Here is a 16088-nt window from a genome sequence, read left to right on the forward strand (position 1 = left end):
GAGAGAAGTGAATATACGGCATTCCGATGGTGGGTATACACTATCTGAAACCCTTATTGTCCTCGCTATTTTTGTACTCCTAATTTCCATCGGTCCTAATCTATATCCCAGCTTCACTAAAGGAATGGAAAATAGGCTTTTTCTTTCACAATTTCATGAAGATCTTTTCTATGCTCAACAGTATGCCATCAGTCATAAGAGCTTGATTTACCTCCATATTGATAATACCGAAAAGATTTATACCGTTTCGTCTTATAAGGAGGGGATCGTTTTAGAGAGAAGCATACCAGAGGATATCCAGTTTTTAAGCGGCACTTTGGGGTTCAGCTTTCATTTTAATCAATATGGAAATGCATCCAAAGCCGGAACGATTATGATTGATACCTCAAAGGGAAAGTACAAGCTGGTCCTCAATATCGGTAAAGGGAGGTTCCGGATTGAGAAATTGTAAAGGGTACGTCTACCTTGAGCTGATGGCCGCATTTTCTATTTGTATATTATTGGCCCTTGCCATTTTACCAATCCTTGAAGAGGTATTGACGCAGCGGAAAGATATTCCCATAAGGACCGAAGCCCACCATTTATTATATGAAAGATTGACGGCGTTCATGGATGGGGAGATTCAAGCAGTTGGTCAGGAGATCATTTACAAAAAAAGAAGCTTTGAATTGTTTTGGAAGGACCATGGGGATTTCCCGGGAATGATTGAAGGGTGTGTACGCTATGAACATGAAACGGGTAATTGGGAATCCATTTGTGATGCTGCGAAAAAATGATGGCTTTACGATGATTGAATTGCTTTTTTCTTTATTGATTTTAATGACGACGTCGCTTTTTGTTCTGCAGCTCTTCTCGATCATTCACACCCAGATGAGGTCCGTTGATAAATTGCATCCTAAGGAGTGGGAGGTCTTTACCATGCAAATGAAGCAGGAGGTCCGGAGTTCCAAAGCACAAGATGTAATGGGAAATAAATTATATTTGCTTTCAGGTGAACAATTAGCATCGCTGGAACAATATGAAGATAAGGTCCGAAGACGAGTGGATGGTATGGGGCATGAGGTCATCTTGCAGAACATTTCGGAATTCCAGGTCAATAAGGATGGCAGTGTCATTGTTATAAATATAACGGATAAAGCAGGGACTACTTTCAGTCGAAGATTTCATCCTTTCTTTAGGAATGATACGAAAATTGATGAATAATCAAAAAGGAGTCGTTTTCCCGATGGTCATGATTGTGGCGAGTGTTTTCATCATGTTCACGATACTAATGATCGACCAGTTTATCATTGATAAAAAGTTTTATAAAGAAGTGGAAGAGTCGCTTGTGGCCGACCATCTTGTCCATCTAGCCATCAAGGATGTGACGGCAGAGTGGGGCGAAGAGATTCCGAAAATCATCCAGGGGGAAATATCATATCCCAATGGTGTGGTGCGATATTCCTTAATGAAGCAAGAAGGTCCTTACGTCTATATCGAGTTTTCTTCCAAAACTAAAAATGATCGAGAGGGCAGGGTCATCATTCAATACGATAAAGAAGCGGGGGAAGTGAAAGAATGGTTGGAGAAGCAAGCTGTGTAATAGCAAAATCAACACCATTTTATTAGGGAACGCGACAGGTTTACGGTGAAGGGAGCAAGGAAAGGAATAAAAAAAGCGTAAACCGGACATACTTTGCGTAGGGTGATGATTTTATATGTCTACAAACGCTTATATTAAATATCTGACGCAGCAGCTTGTCGAGTATTTCAATCTGACGAAAAAAGAACGAAAAGAAAAACGCCTTCACAGAAAAGAGGATAAAAACCAGGGTATGTCACATTGGTTTGGCATTGTCCCTTTTGCTTTGTCGATGTTTATAAGGAAAACGATCAAAAAGTAAAACAGATGTCCTGAACTTGGACATCTGTTTTTTTGTTCTTTACTTATCCCAACGCCCTATCTGAAAGGTAAAATAATCCTCCGTTGATGATGGATATTCTGATGTTGGGTTCATATTGTGCTTTTAGTGCTTCTTTTTCGGTATAATAGCTCTCACTTTTTTCGTCCATATCCTTGTAAAAATGCTCCAATAAATTCAAGTCATTCTGCCAGCGCAGCATTGCTTCCTCCGCCCAGGAATGGTCATCATCCTCGAAACTGGTTCTGATGTATGTATCAAGTCTTGCCAATCCACTCTTGGGCATGATCAGAGGTGAAAGCGTAAAGGAGTAATCCGGTATTTTCGGGGTGACGTTAATCGGTAAAACCCGATGGTGAAACCCTTCCATTATTTCACCCGAGATTAAATTCAATCCGATTGACATGAAAGTATCTTTTTTGCGGTCGCATTGATAGGATATTTTCACATTCAGGGTCAGCCAAGGAAACAAAGGATTATTTCTGCCTTTTGATGGAGGCGTATTCTCAAAAAGTCTAGTATACCCTGCCAGCTTTTTGGTTGATTGAATAATCTGGTGAAGACGAGGGGAGCCAAAATGAATCATTTCTCCCTTTAAATCGGATGGAGCTTGTCCTGGATCGGTAATGAAAGTGATTTGTGCCGGGTTCGGAACACCTCCTGTTTTTTCTAGATAATGCCAATAAAAGGGTCTGTTCATTAATTCTTTATCCATCTCAATCGTCAATTGCACTGTAAGGTGGGTTGGTGCATTATCCAGTATTTCACAATCATTGGCCTTAAAGAAAGTGATTAAAAAATCATGAATTTCCCGTTGCTGCATGAACCTCACCTTCCTTCATTGATTGAGCGAATTGGATCAACGATGAAAAATTATCCATCTTGATTTTCATTTCGCCTTCTGTTTTGGACTCGCCGACCACATCAATTAAATATTCTTCAATGTTGTTAATATCCAGTTTGGATAAAATATCATCCAATTCACCGATTACTTTTTCAAATAAATTTATTTTTTCGTATAGTAACTTCAGTATATGTTCTTCAACTGTATTTTTCGTGGAAAAGTTATAAATCATCACATCTTCTTCCTGACCAAGGCGGTGAATCCGTCCAATTCTCTGTTCAAGCCTCATTGGGTTCCAGGGCAGGTCAAAATTAATCAAGTGATGGCAAAACTGAAGGTTTATTCCTTCCCCGCCAGCTTCTGTTGCGATTAATACCTGAATATTCTTTTGGAATAATTCACGCATCCAGTCTTTCTTTCCGCGCTTAAAACCGCCTCGGAAAGGTACAGAAGAAATTCCATTCTGCTGTAGGTACCATTGGAGATATAGTTGAGTCGCCCTATATTCCGTAAAGATAATCACTTTGTCATCAATTTTCTTGATCAGTTCCAAAGCTTTTTCAGCCTTTGAGTTCTGGACCGTTTCATTCACTTTAGTAAATAAATCATCAAGCTTTGCCAAAAAATCAGGGGAAGGCTGATCGTATTTATCTCTCATATTCTTTAATGTATAAAAGACAGCCTCTCTGCTGCTGCATGCTTCCCTTTGGAGAGTGAGAGCCGAAAAAGCGCTTCCTTTTGATCCATCCGAAATTGGCTTGAATTTGGAAACAGCATCATACAATGCTTGTTCCGTTGGAGAAAATTCAATGGTGATGGTTTCTACATGCCGTTTTGTCCATTCAATGCCAGTATCGGCCCTCCGGTTTCGAATCATGACAGTGTTGACCAGTTCCTTTAGGTGTTCATCTTCAATGATGTTCCGGCCTTTCCCTTTATACTTTTCCGAAAAGAGCGAAGCATTTCCCAAGTGGCCCGGTTTCAATAACGAAACGAGGTGGAATATCTCCTCGACTTTATTTTGAATCGGAGTGGCTGTCAGGAGTAAACAAAATTTCTTTTTCAGATTTTGGACGAATTCATAGTTCTTCGTCTTATTATTTTTAAGTTTATGAGCTTCATCAATAATGATGAAGTCATATTCCTGAGTAAAGATGATATCTCGATGTGGAGCGCGTTTCGCTGTATCAATGGATGAAATGACCACATCACAGGAGTCCCAGACATAACTTTTTCTCTGAACGACTGCCGGAATATGAAACTTGGTATTCAATTCAAATGCCCATTGTGTGACAAGGGAAGCCGGAACAAGGATCAATACTTTTTTTACAAGGCCCCTAATCATATACTCTTTTAGGATCAAGCCTGCTTCAATTGTTTTTCCCAGCCCTACCTCATCAGCCAAAATGGCTTTTCCATTCATTTTTTCCACTACTTGCTTCGCCGCTTCCAATTGATGGGGAAGCGGGGTTAACTGAGGAAGGTGCTTGGGCGCCTGTAAACCTTCAAAATCAGGGATGATAAGGTTTTCCTCCATTTGAACCGCCAACTTATAAAGCTCCCAATTTCCCCATGGACCGTCATTTTCCATCTTTTGCAGAAACTCGTCATTCCATTCAGAATTGAAGGATATATTGATTTTCATAGAAATAACTCCCTCTTAAATCATAATTTCCTTAATATAAGGTCAAAACCCGAACATTTCATATGTGAAGTAAGAAAAATATTTCTCTTCAAAAGATATTGCAGAGATAAGTTTCTTAGGGTAGGATATAAGTATATTTAGAAAATTCCAATTTCCAAACGCTACAAAGAATGTTTGTACATCGATTATGCAGTTCGCGTTTTCTTAGTATGGGCTATAGGCTCCTAATTTATCCAAGATTACTGAAGGAGATCAGTCAAACGGTTTCTGAAGTTTTAGGAGAATTGGCAGAGAATGCATTCCATTTATGCTAAAAGGTTTTACCGATGCTTGGGGCTTATTCGCTTCCTTTCAATGGTAGACCATTTATATGCGGGTGAAGATAAGGGGAGAGACTACGGATGTAGCGCCGAAGGAGCAAACTTAGCAGTGAATCTCTCAGGCAAAAGAACTCTTATTGGACGCAACTCTGGAGAGCGCCGCCCGTTATGGGACGGCCACCAAAGGGGAAAACCTATTACATAGGTAAACTTTCAGGTTTCAGGACAGAGAAAAAGCTCAAACGGGCTTTCTCTGTCCTTTTTTGTGCTTTTTTCACATCATGAATCAGCTTGTATCTGATGCGTAATGACAAGAAGCTTTTGATAATGAAGCCAATTAATTTTTAAAAAAATCTGAAGGGGGTCATTTTTTGACCAATTTAAAAAGAACACCACTATTTGAGGTTTATCGTGAATACGGAGGTAAAACGATTGATTTTGGCGGCTGGGAACTTCCTGTCCAATTTTCGGGTATAAAGGATGAACATGAAGCCGTACGGACAAAAGCGGGGTTATTTGATGTTTCCCATATGGGGGAAGTCGATGTTAAGGGGCCTGGGAGCCTTTCCTTTTTACAGAAGATGCTGACCAATGATATATCAAAGCTGCAACAGGGTGGGGCCCAATATACCGCCATGTGTTATGAAAACGGAGGCACGGTTGATGATCTTATCGTGTATAAAAGGGCTGAGGACGACTATCTGCTCGTGGTCAATGCAGCGAATACAGAAAAAGATTTCAATTGGCTTCAAGCGAATTTAACGGAAGATGCCCAAATTACGAATGTATCAAGTGACTATACACAGCTGGCACTTCAAGGACCAGCTGCAGAGAAGATATTACAAAAACTATCGGGAAGTACTGACTTAAGTGAAATTGGATTTTTCAGGTTCAAGGATAATGTCATGATTAACGGTATCTCCACGCTGGTATCCCGTACTGGATACACTGGTGAAGATGGTTTTGAAATATATAGCGACAGTAAAAATGGCCCTGCCCTTTGGAAGGCGATTATGGATGCCGGTAAGGAAGAGGGGGTTCAGCCGATTGGTTTAGGCGCTCGTGATACCCTGCGTTTTGAAGCGAAACTGCCGCTGTATGGGCAGGAGCTTTCGGCGGACATCACCCCGATAGAAGCCGGGATTGGTTTTGCAGTAAAAGTGGATAAGGAAGTTGATTTTTTCGGGAAAGCCGTTCTTGCTGAGCAAAAGGAGAAAGGGGCTCCCCGGAAGCTTGTGGGAATTGAAATGATTGACCGTGGCATTCCACGTCATGGGTATAAGGTCTACAGCGGTGATGAAGTCATTGGCGAGGTCACGACTGGTACCCAATCGCCAACATTGAAGAAAAACGTTGGATTGGTACTTATCGATAAGGAATTTTCGGTGCTGGATGCGGAAGTCGAAGTGGAAATCCGTTCCAAACGTTTGAAAGCCGCTATAATACAAACACCTTTTTATAAAAAACCACGTAAATAGAGGGGAATGGTCATTAGATGAAACATCGTTATTTACCCATGACAGAGCAAGATAAACAAGAAATGCTGGAAGCGATAGGGGTATCCGCTGCTGAAGAACTTTTCAATGATATCCCTGAAAGCGTTCGTTTTCAAGGAGAATACGATATCAAGCCTGCTAAATCGGAACCTGCATTAATGAAAGAATTATCAAGGCTTGCTGCAAAGAATGCGGACCTTAAAAATTATGCTTCCTTCCTTGGTGCGGGTGTCTATGACCATTATGCGCCGGTCATCGTCGATCATGTTCTTTCCCGTTCTGAGTTTTATACGGCGTATACACCGTATCAGCCTGAAATTTCACAGGGCGAACTTCAAGCAATCTTTGAATATCAAACGATGATATGTGAATTGACGGGTATGGATGTGGCTAACTCCTCCATGTATGACGGCGGGACGGCGCTGGCTGAAGCAGCGATGCTTGCTTCAGGACAGACAAGGCGGAAGAAGATTCTCATTTCAGGAACCGTTCATCCTGAATCAAGAGAAGTTGTGAAGACATATGCAAAAGGGCAACGCGTGGAAGTGATCGAAATTCCTCATAAAGACGGTGTGACGGACTTAGCTGCTTTAAGGGAATTGGCGAATGATGACATTGCAGGAGTGATCGTGCAATACCCGAACTTTTTTGGCCGGATCGAGCCATTGAAAGAAATGGAAGAAATCATTCATGGCGTCAAGTCCATGTTTATCGTTTCCAGTAATCCGCTTGCATTGGGAGCTTTGACATCCCCTGGTGCACTCGGTGCAGATATCGTAACGGGGGATGCTCAGCCATTCGGCATTCCAGCGGCATTCGGTGGCCCTCATTGTGGATATTTTGCGGTTACTAATAAACTTGTACGGAAAGTTCCGGGCAGACTCGTCGGTCAAACGGTCGATGAGAATGGAAAAAGAGGGTTTGTCCTGACGCTTCAAGCTCGTGAACAGCACATTCGCCGTGACAAAGCCACATCCAACATTTGTTCCAATCAAGCTTTGAATGCCTTGGCCGCTTCTGTTGCAATGACCGCGCTTGGGAAAAAGGGTGTCAAAGAAATGGCCGTGCAAAATATTCAAAAAGCACATTATGCGAAAAAAGCAATTATGGCAAAAGGGGTGGAAGTGATTTTCGACGGTCCTTCGTTTAATGAATTTGTCATTAAACTGCCTGCTCCGTTTTCAGAGGTCAATAAAAACCTTTTTGAAAAAGGGATGATCGGCGGCTTTGATTTAGGGACGGTTTATCCTGAATTGAAAGACCATATGCTGGTTGCGGTAACTGAACTAAGAACAAAAGAAGAAATTGATGCACTTGCGCAGGAATTGGGGGATCAACATGAATAATCAAGATCAATCACTCATTTTTGAAATCAGTACTTCCGGCCGGATCGGGTACAGTCTGCCAGAAATGGATGTTGCAACTATTCCGCTCGAAGAAATTCTTCCTGCCGACTACATCCGTGAAGAAGAGGCAAAGCTTCCTGAGGTGTCCGAACTGGATATCATGCGTCACTATACTGCACTTTCCAAACGGAATCATGGGGTGGATTCGGGTTTTTATCCGCTGGGTTCATGCACGATGAAATATAATCCGAAAATAAATGAAAATGTGGCACGTTTCAACGGTTTTGCCCATATCCATCCATATCAAGATCCCGCTACTGTACAAGGAGCATTGGGACTATTATTTGATTTGCAGGAACACTTAACGGAAATCACCGGGATGGACCAAGTGACATTACAGCCTGCAGCAGGTGCCCACGGTGAATGGACAGGATTGATGATGATTCGCGCTTTTCACGAAGCGAATGGCGATACAGAACGGACGAAAGTGATTGTACCTGATTCGGCCCATGGTACGAATCCTGCCTCTGCGACTGTTGCCGGACTAGAAACGATTACAGTGAAGTCCGATGAAAATGGGTTAGTCGACCTTGAAGATTTAAAACGTGTTGTCGGACCTGATACGGCGGCCTTGATGCTGACGAACCCCAATACATTGGGATTGTTTGAAGAGAATATTTTGGAAATGGCACAACTTGTCCATGATGCAGGTGGGAAGCTTTATTATGATGGAGCGAATCTGAATGCAGTCCTATCAAAAGCACGACCGGGTGACATGGGCTTTGATGTGGTTCATTTAAATCTTCATAAAACATTCACAGGCCCGCATGGAGGCGGCGGCCCGGGTTCTGGTCCTGTAGGTGTGAAGTCCGACTTGATTCCTTACTTGCCTAAACCTCTTATAGTCAAGCAAGGCGAGCAATTCGTCCTTGATTATGATCGTCCGCAATCCATTGGCAGGGTAAAACCTTATTATGGTAATTTCGGAATAAACGTGAGGGCATATACGTACATTCGTTCAATGGGTCCTGATGGCCTTAAAGCCGTCACAGAGAACGCGGTCATCAATGCCAATTATATGATGCGCAAGTTGGAACCTTATTTTGACTTACCATATAATCGTCATTGTAAGCATGAATTCGTATTAAGCGGACGCCGGCAAAAGAAATTGGGGGTAAGGACTCTCGATATAGCTAAAAGATTGCTGGATTTCGGGTATCATCCTCCAACCATTTACTTCCCGTTGAACGTGGAAGAAGGAATGATGATAGAACCGACTGAAACCGAGTCAAAAGAAACGCTGGATGCGTTCATCGATGCGATGATCCAGATTGCCAAGGAAGCGGAAGAAACTCCGGAAATCGTTCAGGAAGCTCCGCATACAACCGTTATAAAGCGGCTTGATGAAACTCTTGCTGCAAGAAAACCCATTTTGCGTTATCAAGCCTAGATTAGTAGCTTACAGAAAAAAATCCCTGCCTTCCGGCGGGGATTTTTCATGTTTATGTAAGATTCCATTAAAGTCCAACTGTTGACTTTCTTTTACTTGAGCTATGGAATTAAAAAGAGCCCATGCCGAGATGGGTCTTATTTCTTTGCTTTGATTTTCCCGGTCCACATCTTGAAACCGCCCTTTAAGTGAAAAAGTTCCCTGTAGCCCTTTTTGTATAGCATGGCTGCAGCTCTGCCGCTGATGATTTCGCTTTGAGCGTACAAATATACAGGCTTGTCCGGCCTAATTTCGACCAAGCGGGTTTTCATTTGAGTCATAGGGATGTTTCTTGCGCCTAAGATATGCCCATTTTCGAAATCATTCGGTTCCCGCACATCAATTAGCTGCACTTTTCTGTAGTTGGCGATAAATTCGTCCTGTGTTAGTGTTTTAACGATTTTACGCTGGCGGTACCAATTAAAAAGTGAATACGCAATAACCACTCCGAGGATGATGAGCAGTGTATATAATATTTCCAAACATAAAAACTCCCTTCTACCTTAACGAATACAGACAATCTTTATTATATAATTGCTTTACCCAATAATCAAAAAGAATTTTCACAAATTCTTCATGACTTGATAGCACTTTCTTTTTTAGAGTGTTAAAGTCTGTTAAACTACTACATGTGAGTTTTTTGTGGGGGATTGAAAAACGTCTATCGAAACGAGGGGTAAGGATGACTAAAGAAAAATGGGGTTTTATAGATTCGGGGTATTGTTCACCGGCTTTTAATATGGCGCTGGACGAAGCCCTGTTAAACTGGCAAAGCAAAGGGGAAATTCCGCCGATCATACGCTTTTACGGCTGGGATCCAGCGACATTGTCGATCGGTTATTTTCAAAAGGCAGAAGCGGAGATTGATCTGGAAGAGGTCAAAAGGCAGGGCCTTGGTTTTGTTCGCAGGCCGACAGGAGGACGAGCGGTACTGCACGAACATGAATTGACTTATAGTGTAATCGTTCCAGAATCCTATCCGGGAATGCCAACAACCGTTACTGAAGCTTATCGTGTCATTTCTGAAGGAATATTGATGGGGTTCAGGAATCTTGGATTGGATGCTTATTTTGCCGTGCCTCGAAGCGAACAGGAAAAAGCGGCTTTAAAATCGCCCAGGTCTTCCGTCTGCTTTGATGCACCTAGCTGGTATGAACTGGTCGTTGAGGGCAGGAAGGTCGCTGGCAGCGCTCAAACCAGGCAAAAAGGCGTCATCCTTCAGCACGGGTCCATTTTGCTTGAGCTTGATGATGATAAGCTCTTTAGCGTATTTAAATTCTCAAATGACAGGGTTAAAGAGAGAATGCAAAAAAACTTAAAAAACAAAGCTGTGGCCATGAATGACATTGCCGGGAGAAAGATAACCATCCCTGAAGCGAAAGAAGCTTTCGAAAAAGGTTTTGCCGAAGGACTTTCGGTCGATTTAGAGCCATATGTCCTCACCGAAAAGCAATTGCTGGAAGTGAAGGCAATAGCAGAAAGCAAATATGAAAGCGATGAATGGAATTTCATGAGATAGAGGAAGCATAATTAGAGTGGATAATAAAAAGTTTTTTCAGATTTGTTTGACCGAATAACACATCCCTTGCAGGGATAAGCCCTAAAAGGGATGGGGAAAAAGCAAGGTCCAAATTAATTGAAATCTGATGAAAAATTATTATAAATCGACATTTTCCTCCCTTTTGCTAACTATATTAATTGATTTAACGTTTGACAAAATTAAAAGTTATTCAAAACAAACACAATATATAGTAGTTGAAATATTTAATGCGACACTATATGTTGATTTTTGAGTTTCGCTATGATAAATTTAGGGTACTTGTTAAGCGAAACGGACATGTAAGGCTACATAAGGATTTTTGCGGCAGCAAGAACGGATCATGAAACATATAAAGGAGAGGGAATTATGTCGGTTGTAATAAAAGAAGCTTTAAAGGTTGATCTAGAAAGGTTGAATAAGGATATTTCTTTATTTCCCCAGGTTCACCCTGTAACTGCTGATATGAAAATGGCGCATAAGGGAGTGTCCCGTCTAGTCATGCTTGACCGCTATTCTTTTAAGGATACTGAAAAAATCACACTCTCGGCAGGCGATTTCGTCGTGTTGACGATTAAGGAAGATCCGAAATTCCCGGCAAGGGGTCTCGGTTACATCGTTGAAATTGATTGGGAAACCAAAAAAGCCAAGGTATTGGTGGATGAAGAATTCCGTGGCGTATTGGATAATCCGGAAGAAGTCGAGACGGGAATTGTAAACCGTCCGTTGGATATAATCGAAAAGCCTCTTGAAATATACTATGAACAAATTGCGAAACGTAATGCAACGGGATTGGCATCAGTGGAAACCACGGAAGAAAAAAGAACGGAATGGTTCAATAAATTCTATGAAGAATTAAAGAACCTTAATTTCGTCCCGGCAGGCCGAGTATTATACGGTGCAGGTTCCAATACGGATGTTACTTATTTCAACTGCTATGTAATGCCATTCGTACCGGATTCACGTGAAGGTATTTCAGAACATAGGAAACAAGTGATGGAAATCATGAGCCGCGGCGGCGGAGTGGGTACGAACGGATCGACACTGCGTCCAAGAAACACTCTGGCAAAAGGGGTGAATGGAAAATCCTCGGGTTCAGTGTCATGGCTTGACGATATTGCAAAACTGACGCATCTTGTTGAACAGGGCGGCAGCAGACGAGGCGCGCAAATGATCATGCTTGCTGATTGGCATCCCGATATTGCAGAGTTCATCATTTCCAAAATGCAAAATCCAAGGATTTTGCGTTACCTAGTGGAAAACACCAAAGATGAAGCAATCAAGAAATATGCCACGGATAAATTGAAATTCACGCCGCACACGGAACAGGAAACGGCTATGTATCAAGGGATCATCAATTATAAGGAGATTCCTGGCCAAGGCGGGTTCAGCGAGAAAATCATTAGGGATGCAGAGGAAAAGATCCGTACAGGCGGAACATACAGTGTCCATAATTCGGATTTCTTGACTGGAGCCAATATCTCCATTTGCCTGACCAAGGAATTTATGGAAGCGGCTGAACAAGATGCGGAATATGAATTGCGTTTTCCTGATGTTGAAAGCTATAATGCCGAAGAAATGGCCATTTACAATAAAGAATGGCATAATGTCGGCGATGTTCGCGAATGGGGGAAAATGGGTCATAAAGTCCGTGTTTACCGTAAAATCCGGGCTAAAGAGCTTTGGAACTTAATAAACATTTGTGCAACATATTCTGCTGAACCAGGTATTTTCTTTATCGATAATGCTAATGAAATGACGAATGCCAAAGCATACGGTCAACAGGTTGTAGCCACGAACCCTTGTGGAGAACAGCCATTGGCCCCATATTCAGTATGTAACCTTGCTGCTGTCAATCTGGCTGAAATGGCTGATAAAGAAAGCAAAACGGTTAATTTCGAGAAACTTAAGCAGACAGTTGAAGTCGGTGTGCGCATGCAGGACAATGTCATTGACGCAACTCCTTATTTCTTGGATGAAAACAAAAAACAGGCACTGGGCGAGCGACGGGTTGGACTAGGTGTAATGGGTCTGCATGACCTGTTGATCTACTGTGAAACGGAATATGGCTCTGAAGAAGGAAATATCCTGGTTGACAAGGTGTTTGAAACGATTGCGACCACAGCTTACAGGGCTTCGGTGGAACTTGCTAAAGAAAAAGGCAGTTTCCCGTTCCTGATCGGGTCAACGGACAAAGAAACCAATGAGCTTAGAACACGTTTCACACAAACCGGATTTATGGAAAAAATGCCGGAAGATATCAGGGAAAGTGTTGCTGCACATGGTATCCGTAACTCTCATTTATTGACAGTGGCTCCTACGGGAAGTACAGGAACGATGGTTGGGGTATCAACAGGTCTTGAACCATATTTCTCCTTCACGTATTTCCGCAGCGGCCGTCTTGGTAAATTCATTGAAGTTAAGGCTGACATTGTACAGGAATACTTGGATCGCCATCCAGAAGCCGATACAGAAGAGCTTCCAAAATGGTTCATTTCCGCTATGGAATTAGCTCCAGAAGCACATGCTGATGTTCAATGCATCATTCAACGCTGGATTGACAGCTCGATCAGCAAGACGGTCAATGCCCCAAAAGGATATACTGTCGAACAAGTTGAAAAGGTATATGAACGTCTTTACAAAGGCGGAGCAAAAGGCGGAACGGTATATGTGGATGGCAGCCGTGACAGTCAGGTCCTTACGCTCAAAGCGGAAGAAAACCAAATGGACGAGCAGCTTGAAATGGATGAATTGACAAATGTGGAAGAAAAGAAAAAAGTTGTATTGGTCGATACGATAAATGAGCTGCGTTCGACGAATGTTACAATTGGTTCGGAAGTGGGTAACACTTGCCCTGTATGCCGTAAGGGTGAAGTTCAGGAAATGGGCGGATGCAATACGTGCACGAATTGCGGAGCGCAATTGAAATGCGGGCTATAAGCTGATGCAAAGGAAGTCGTTAAGTATGCTGCAAAGCTATCTTAACGGCTTTTTTTAGAGTCATTAATCCAGGGCAGTGATATATACCAATAGGTGAAGACCGAATAATCGTAAATTCGGTCTTCTTTTCACGTTCAATCAACCATTTTCATTTTGCTGCCCTATTTCCTTTTCGGCTAGATATTGGTTGCCATCTTTCAATACCGAAAATTCATCGACAGAGTCTCCCGGTATATTCCTTGGATTTGGAAATTTATTATCTGTTTGAACGGTGATCGTTTGTTTTCCCCTTCCATTTGTCAAGAAGTCTCGTTTATTAGCCATATTGCATCTCCTTCATTTTGAATTTCCAAGTAAAAACAATCATGAGGATAAAAGAATAAAGAAAAACTATCCTTATCAATTAGATTGTGTAGTTCGATTGAAAGTATGAACAAATCGAAAAAAGAATGGAGATCGAAATGAAACCATTTATGCCACAGTTAGTATATATCGAGCCAAGGGCATTGGAATACCCGCTTGGCCGGGAATTGAAGAAGAAATTCGAAGATTTGAACATTGAAATCCGTGAGACCACATCGCATAACCAAATTAGGGATCTTCCTGGAGAAAATGATCTGCAAAAATATCGTGTCGCCAAATCGACACTCGTGATAGGAATCAGAAAAACATTGAAATTCGATTCTTCAAAGCCATCTGCTGAATATGCCATCCCTCTTGCTACAGGGTGCATGGGGCATTGTCACTATTGTTATTTACAGACGACACTCGGATCAAAGCCATATATTCGGACATATGTGAATCTTGACGAGATTTTCGAGGCAGCCGAAAAATATATAAATGAGAGAAAGCCTGAAATTACTCGTTTTGAGGCAGCCTGTACATCGGATATCGTCGGAATTGATCATTTGACACATTCGTTAAAAAGGGCCATAGAGTATTTTGGGAAAAGTGAATATGGGGTTCTTAGGTTCGTCACTAAATTCCATCATGTCGATCATCTGTTGGATGCTGAACATAATGGAAAAACGAGATTTCGCTTCAGTATAAACTCACGTTATGTGATAAAGAATTTCGAACCCGGGACTTCGAGCTTCGAAGAAAGGATGGAAGCGGCACGTAAAGTGGCAGGTGCTGGATATCCCCTGGGTTTTATCGTAGCTCCAATATACCGTCATGAAGCATGGAAGGAGGGCTACCATGAATTATTCGAACGGTTGAGTGAGGCCTTAAAAGGGGTGGATATCCCTGACTTGACTTTCGAATTAATCCAGCATCGTTTCACTGGTCCAGCAAAAAAAGTGATTCATAAAAACTATCCGAAAACAAAATTGGAACTGGACGAAACGAAGCGTAAATATAAATGGGGCCGATATGGAATTGGTAAATATGTTTATCAAAACGAGGAAGCGGCAGAACTGGAAACGACCATTCGTGGGTATATAGCGGAATTTTTCCCGAAAGCGGAAATTCAGTATTTTACCTGAATCAAGGCAATTTTCTTTTTGAAACTGTCATAAATCGCTCTAATCCTGCTTAGAAATGTAAAGACCGGATTAGGGGAGGGCAGCTATGATTATTGACGGCGTTTTTTCCGGAGGCGGGATTAAAGGCTATGGTTTAGTGGGAGCCCTGCAGGAATTAGAAGAAAAGGGATTTGAATTCCATCGAACAGCAGGGACGAGTGCAGGATCCATAATTGCAGCATTCGTAGCGGCTGGGTACACGGGAAAAGAAATGGAAAAGTTTTTTCTTGATATAGATTTAAGCGGCCTGCTGGATAAAAGGCGTGGTCTTTTGCCTATCCCATTTGCCAAATGGCTTCTTTTATACTGGAAACTGGGCCTTTATAAAGGCAACGCCTTGGAAGCATGGGTCGCCGGTAAACTTGCCGAAAGGAATGTAGTTACCTTTAAGGATGTTCGGCCGAAATCACTCCGTATCATAACCTCTGACATTTCAAATGGGAAATTGGTCGTACTGCCTGATGATTTGCCTAACTATGGAATAGACCCGAGCGCTTTTCCAGTGGCAAAGGCAGTAAGAATGAGTTGCAGCATTCCGTATTTCTTTGAGCCAGTCAAACTTAATGTCGGAAAAAGCAAGTTCCTTTTTGTTGATGGAGGTGTGTTAAGCAATTTTCCAATGTGGTTATTCAATTCAGATCATGTTAGAAAGGAAAGACCGGTCATTGGCCTGCGGTTAAGCGTCGATGAGATATGGAAACCGCATGAGGTGGATAATGCGGTCGAATTGTTCTCCGCACTATTCAAAACGATGAAAGATGCCCATGATGCTAGGTATATTTCCAAGAAACACGTCCATAATATTGTATTCATCCCGATGAAGGGAATTTCTGCAATGGATTTTAATCTGAATGATGAAAAAAAGGGTGAATTGATCAATAAAGGCAGGCAGTGTACGAAGGAATTCCTTAAAAAATGGACTTATTGATGCTAAATAAAAAATCGGGCTCTTAAAAAGAAGCCCGATTCAGACTGTAGACAAACTCGATGAAAATCGAGTTTGTCTACATTTTTTTTGGCTTGTACAAATTTGGACGTTGATTT

The 16088-nt window shown here is 42.0% G+C and carries 16 protein-coding genes and 2 riboswitches; of the genes, 12 read left to right on the forward strand and 4 right to left on the reverse strand.

All coding sequences use genetic code 11. The features are described from left to right. The first annotated feature begins 7 nt into the window (after nucleotides 1-7). The 5 genes from comGD (at nucleotide 8) to AC3WLU_RS09895 (ending at nucleotide 1883) form a co-directional block, all read left to right on the forward strand. Complete coding sequence (gene comGD, locus AC3WLU_RS09875) at nucleotides 8-451, forward strand: competence type IV pilus minor pilin ComGD (RefSeq protein ID WP_034308382.1); 444 nt, start codon at nucleotides 8-10, stop codon at nucleotides 449-451. After that, complete coding sequence (locus AC3WLU_RS09880; RefSeq protein ID WP_492597205.1) at nucleotides 438-776, forward strand: hypothetical protein; 339 nt, start codon at nucleotides 438-440, stop codon at nucleotides 774-776. The genes comGD and AC3WLU_RS09880 overlap by 14 nt, the downstream gene beginning before the upstream one ends. Further along, a complete protein-coding gene (gene comGF / locus AC3WLU_RS09885; RefSeq protein ID WP_262869649.1) occupies nucleotides 724-1203 on the forward strand; it encodes a competence type IV pilus minor pilin ComGF in 480 nt (159 codons plus the stop codon). The genes AC3WLU_RS09880 and comGF overlap by 53 nt, the downstream gene beginning before the upstream one ends. Continuing rightward, the gene (gene comGG / locus AC3WLU_RS09890) at nucleotides 1196-1582 is read left to right on the forward strand and encodes a competence type IV pilus minor pilin ComGG (protein WP_053535692.1); all 387 of its coding nucleotides are present in this window, start codon (nucleotides 1196-1198) and stop codon (nucleotides 1580-1582) included. Before comGF ends, comGG begins: the two co-directional genes overlap by 8 nt. A 115-nt stretch (nucleotides 1583-1697) precedes the next feature. Further along, nucleotides 1698-1883, forward strand: coding sequence for a YqzE family protein (locus tag AC3WLU_RS09895; protein WP_057278811.1), 186 nt, complete (start codon nucleotides 1698-1700; stop codon nucleotides 1881-1883). A gap of 43 nt (nucleotides 1884-1926) precedes the next feature. On the opposite strand, the gene AC3WLU_RS09900 is transcribed toward AC3WLU_RS09895, so the two are convergent. Next, complete coding sequence (locus AC3WLU_RS09900; RefSeq protein WP_492597206.1) at nucleotides 1927-2724, reverse strand: YqhG family protein; 798 nt, start codon at nucleotides 2722-2724, stop codon at nucleotides 1927-1929. Further along, nucleotides 2702-4390, reverse strand: a complete 1689-nt coding sequence (locus AC3WLU_RS09905) for a DEAD/DEAH box helicase (RefSeq protein WP_492597207.1) — start codon at nucleotides 4388-4390, stop codon at nucleotides 2702-2704. The genes AC3WLU_RS09900 and AC3WLU_RS09905 overlap by 23 nt, the downstream gene beginning before the upstream one ends. Before the next feature lie 376 nt (nucleotides 4391-4766). After that, a riboswitch (glycine riboswitch) is annotated at nucleotides 4767-4854 on the forward strand. 3 nt (nucleotides 4855-4857) lie between these two features. Next, nucleotides 4858-4941: riboswitch (glycine riboswitch) on the forward strand. Nucleotides 4942-5081: 140 nt separating this feature from the next. Between AC3WLU_RS09905 and gcvT the strand changes: the two genes are divergently transcribed. Genes gcvT through gcvPB form a run of 3 tightly spaced genes read left to right on the forward strand, consistent with a single transcriptional unit; the run spans nucleotide 5082 to nucleotide 9002 of the window. After that, nucleotides 5082-6188: a glycine cleavage system aminomethyltransferase GcvT gene (gene gcvT / locus AC3WLU_RS09910; RefSeq protein WP_492597208.1), complete on the forward strand. Its 1107-nt coding sequence runs from the start codon at nucleotides 5082-5084 to the stop codon at nucleotides 6186-6188. 17 nt (nucleotides 6189-6205) lie between these two features. Then, the gene (gene gcvPA, locus AC3WLU_RS09915) at nucleotides 6206-7552 is read left to right on the forward strand and encodes an aminomethyl-transferring glycine dehydrogenase subunit GcvPA (RefSeq protein ID WP_057278807.1); all 1347 of its coding nucleotides are present in this window, start codon (nucleotides 6206-6208) and stop codon (nucleotides 7550-7552) included. After that, nucleotides 7545-9002: an aminomethyl-transferring glycine dehydrogenase subunit GcvPB gene (gcvPB, locus tag AC3WLU_RS09920; protein WP_057278806.1), complete on the forward strand. Its 1458-nt coding sequence runs from the start codon at nucleotides 7545-7547 to the stop codon at nucleotides 9000-9002. The genes gcvPA and gcvPB overlap by 8 nt, the downstream gene beginning before the upstream one ends. A 137-nt stretch (nucleotides 9003-9139) precedes the next feature. Here gcvPB and AC3WLU_RS09925 read toward each other — a convergent pair whose 3' ends face one another. Continuing rightward, nucleotides 9140-9523, reverse strand: coding sequence for a rhodanese-like domain-containing protein (locus AC3WLU_RS09925; protein WP_034308355.1), 384 nt, complete (start codon nucleotides 9521-9523; stop codon nucleotides 9140-9142). A gap of 200 nt (nucleotides 9524-9723) precedes the next feature. On the opposite strand from AC3WLU_RS09925, the gene AC3WLU_RS09930 reads away from it, so the two are divergent. Both AC3WLU_RS09930 and AC3WLU_RS09935 read left to right on the forward strand, forming a co-directional pair. Further along, on the forward strand, nucleotides 9724-10560 hold the full coding sequence (locus AC3WLU_RS09930; RefSeq protein WP_048688324.1) for a lipoate--protein ligase family protein: 837 nt from the start codon (nucleotides 9724-9726) through the stop codon (nucleotides 10558-10560). A 387-nt stretch (nucleotides 10561-10947) separates the two neighbouring features. Beyond that, nucleotides 10948-13518: a vitamin B12-dependent ribonucleotide reductase gene (locus tag AC3WLU_RS09935; RefSeq protein WP_492597209.1), complete on the forward strand. Its 2571-nt coding sequence runs from the start codon at nucleotides 10948-10950 to the stop codon at nucleotides 13516-13518. A gap of 138 nt (nucleotides 13519-13656) precedes the next feature. Here the strand turns inward: AC3WLU_RS09935 and AC3WLU_RS09940 are convergent, their stop codons facing one another. Next, complete coding sequence (locus AC3WLU_RS09940) at nucleotides 13657-13842, reverse strand: hypothetical protein (protein ID WP_413003766.1); 186 nt, start codon at nucleotides 13840-13842, stop codon at nucleotides 13657-13659. A 137-nt stretch (nucleotides 13843-13979) separates the two neighbouring features. Here AC3WLU_RS09940 and splB point away from each other — a divergent pair, with 137 nt between their 5' ends. Together splB and AC3WLU_RS09950 are read left to right on the forward strand one after the other, a co-directional pair. Beyond that, nucleotides 13980-15005 (forward strand): spore photoproduct lyase, encoded by a 1026-nt coding sequence (gene splB, locus AC3WLU_RS09945; RefSeq protein WP_413003764.1) that lies wholly within the window; start codon nucleotides 13980-13982, stop codon nucleotides 15003-15005. Between the two features lie 85 nt (nucleotides 15006-15090). Further along, nucleotides 15091-15972, forward strand: a complete 882-nt coding sequence (locus tag AC3WLU_RS09950; RefSeq protein ID WP_328097952.1) for a patatin-like phospholipase family protein — start codon at nucleotides 15091-15093, stop codon at nucleotides 15970-15972. Nucleotides 15973-16088: the final 116 nt, after the last annotated feature.

The organism is Peribacillus sp. FW305-BF15 (assembly GCF_058783805.1).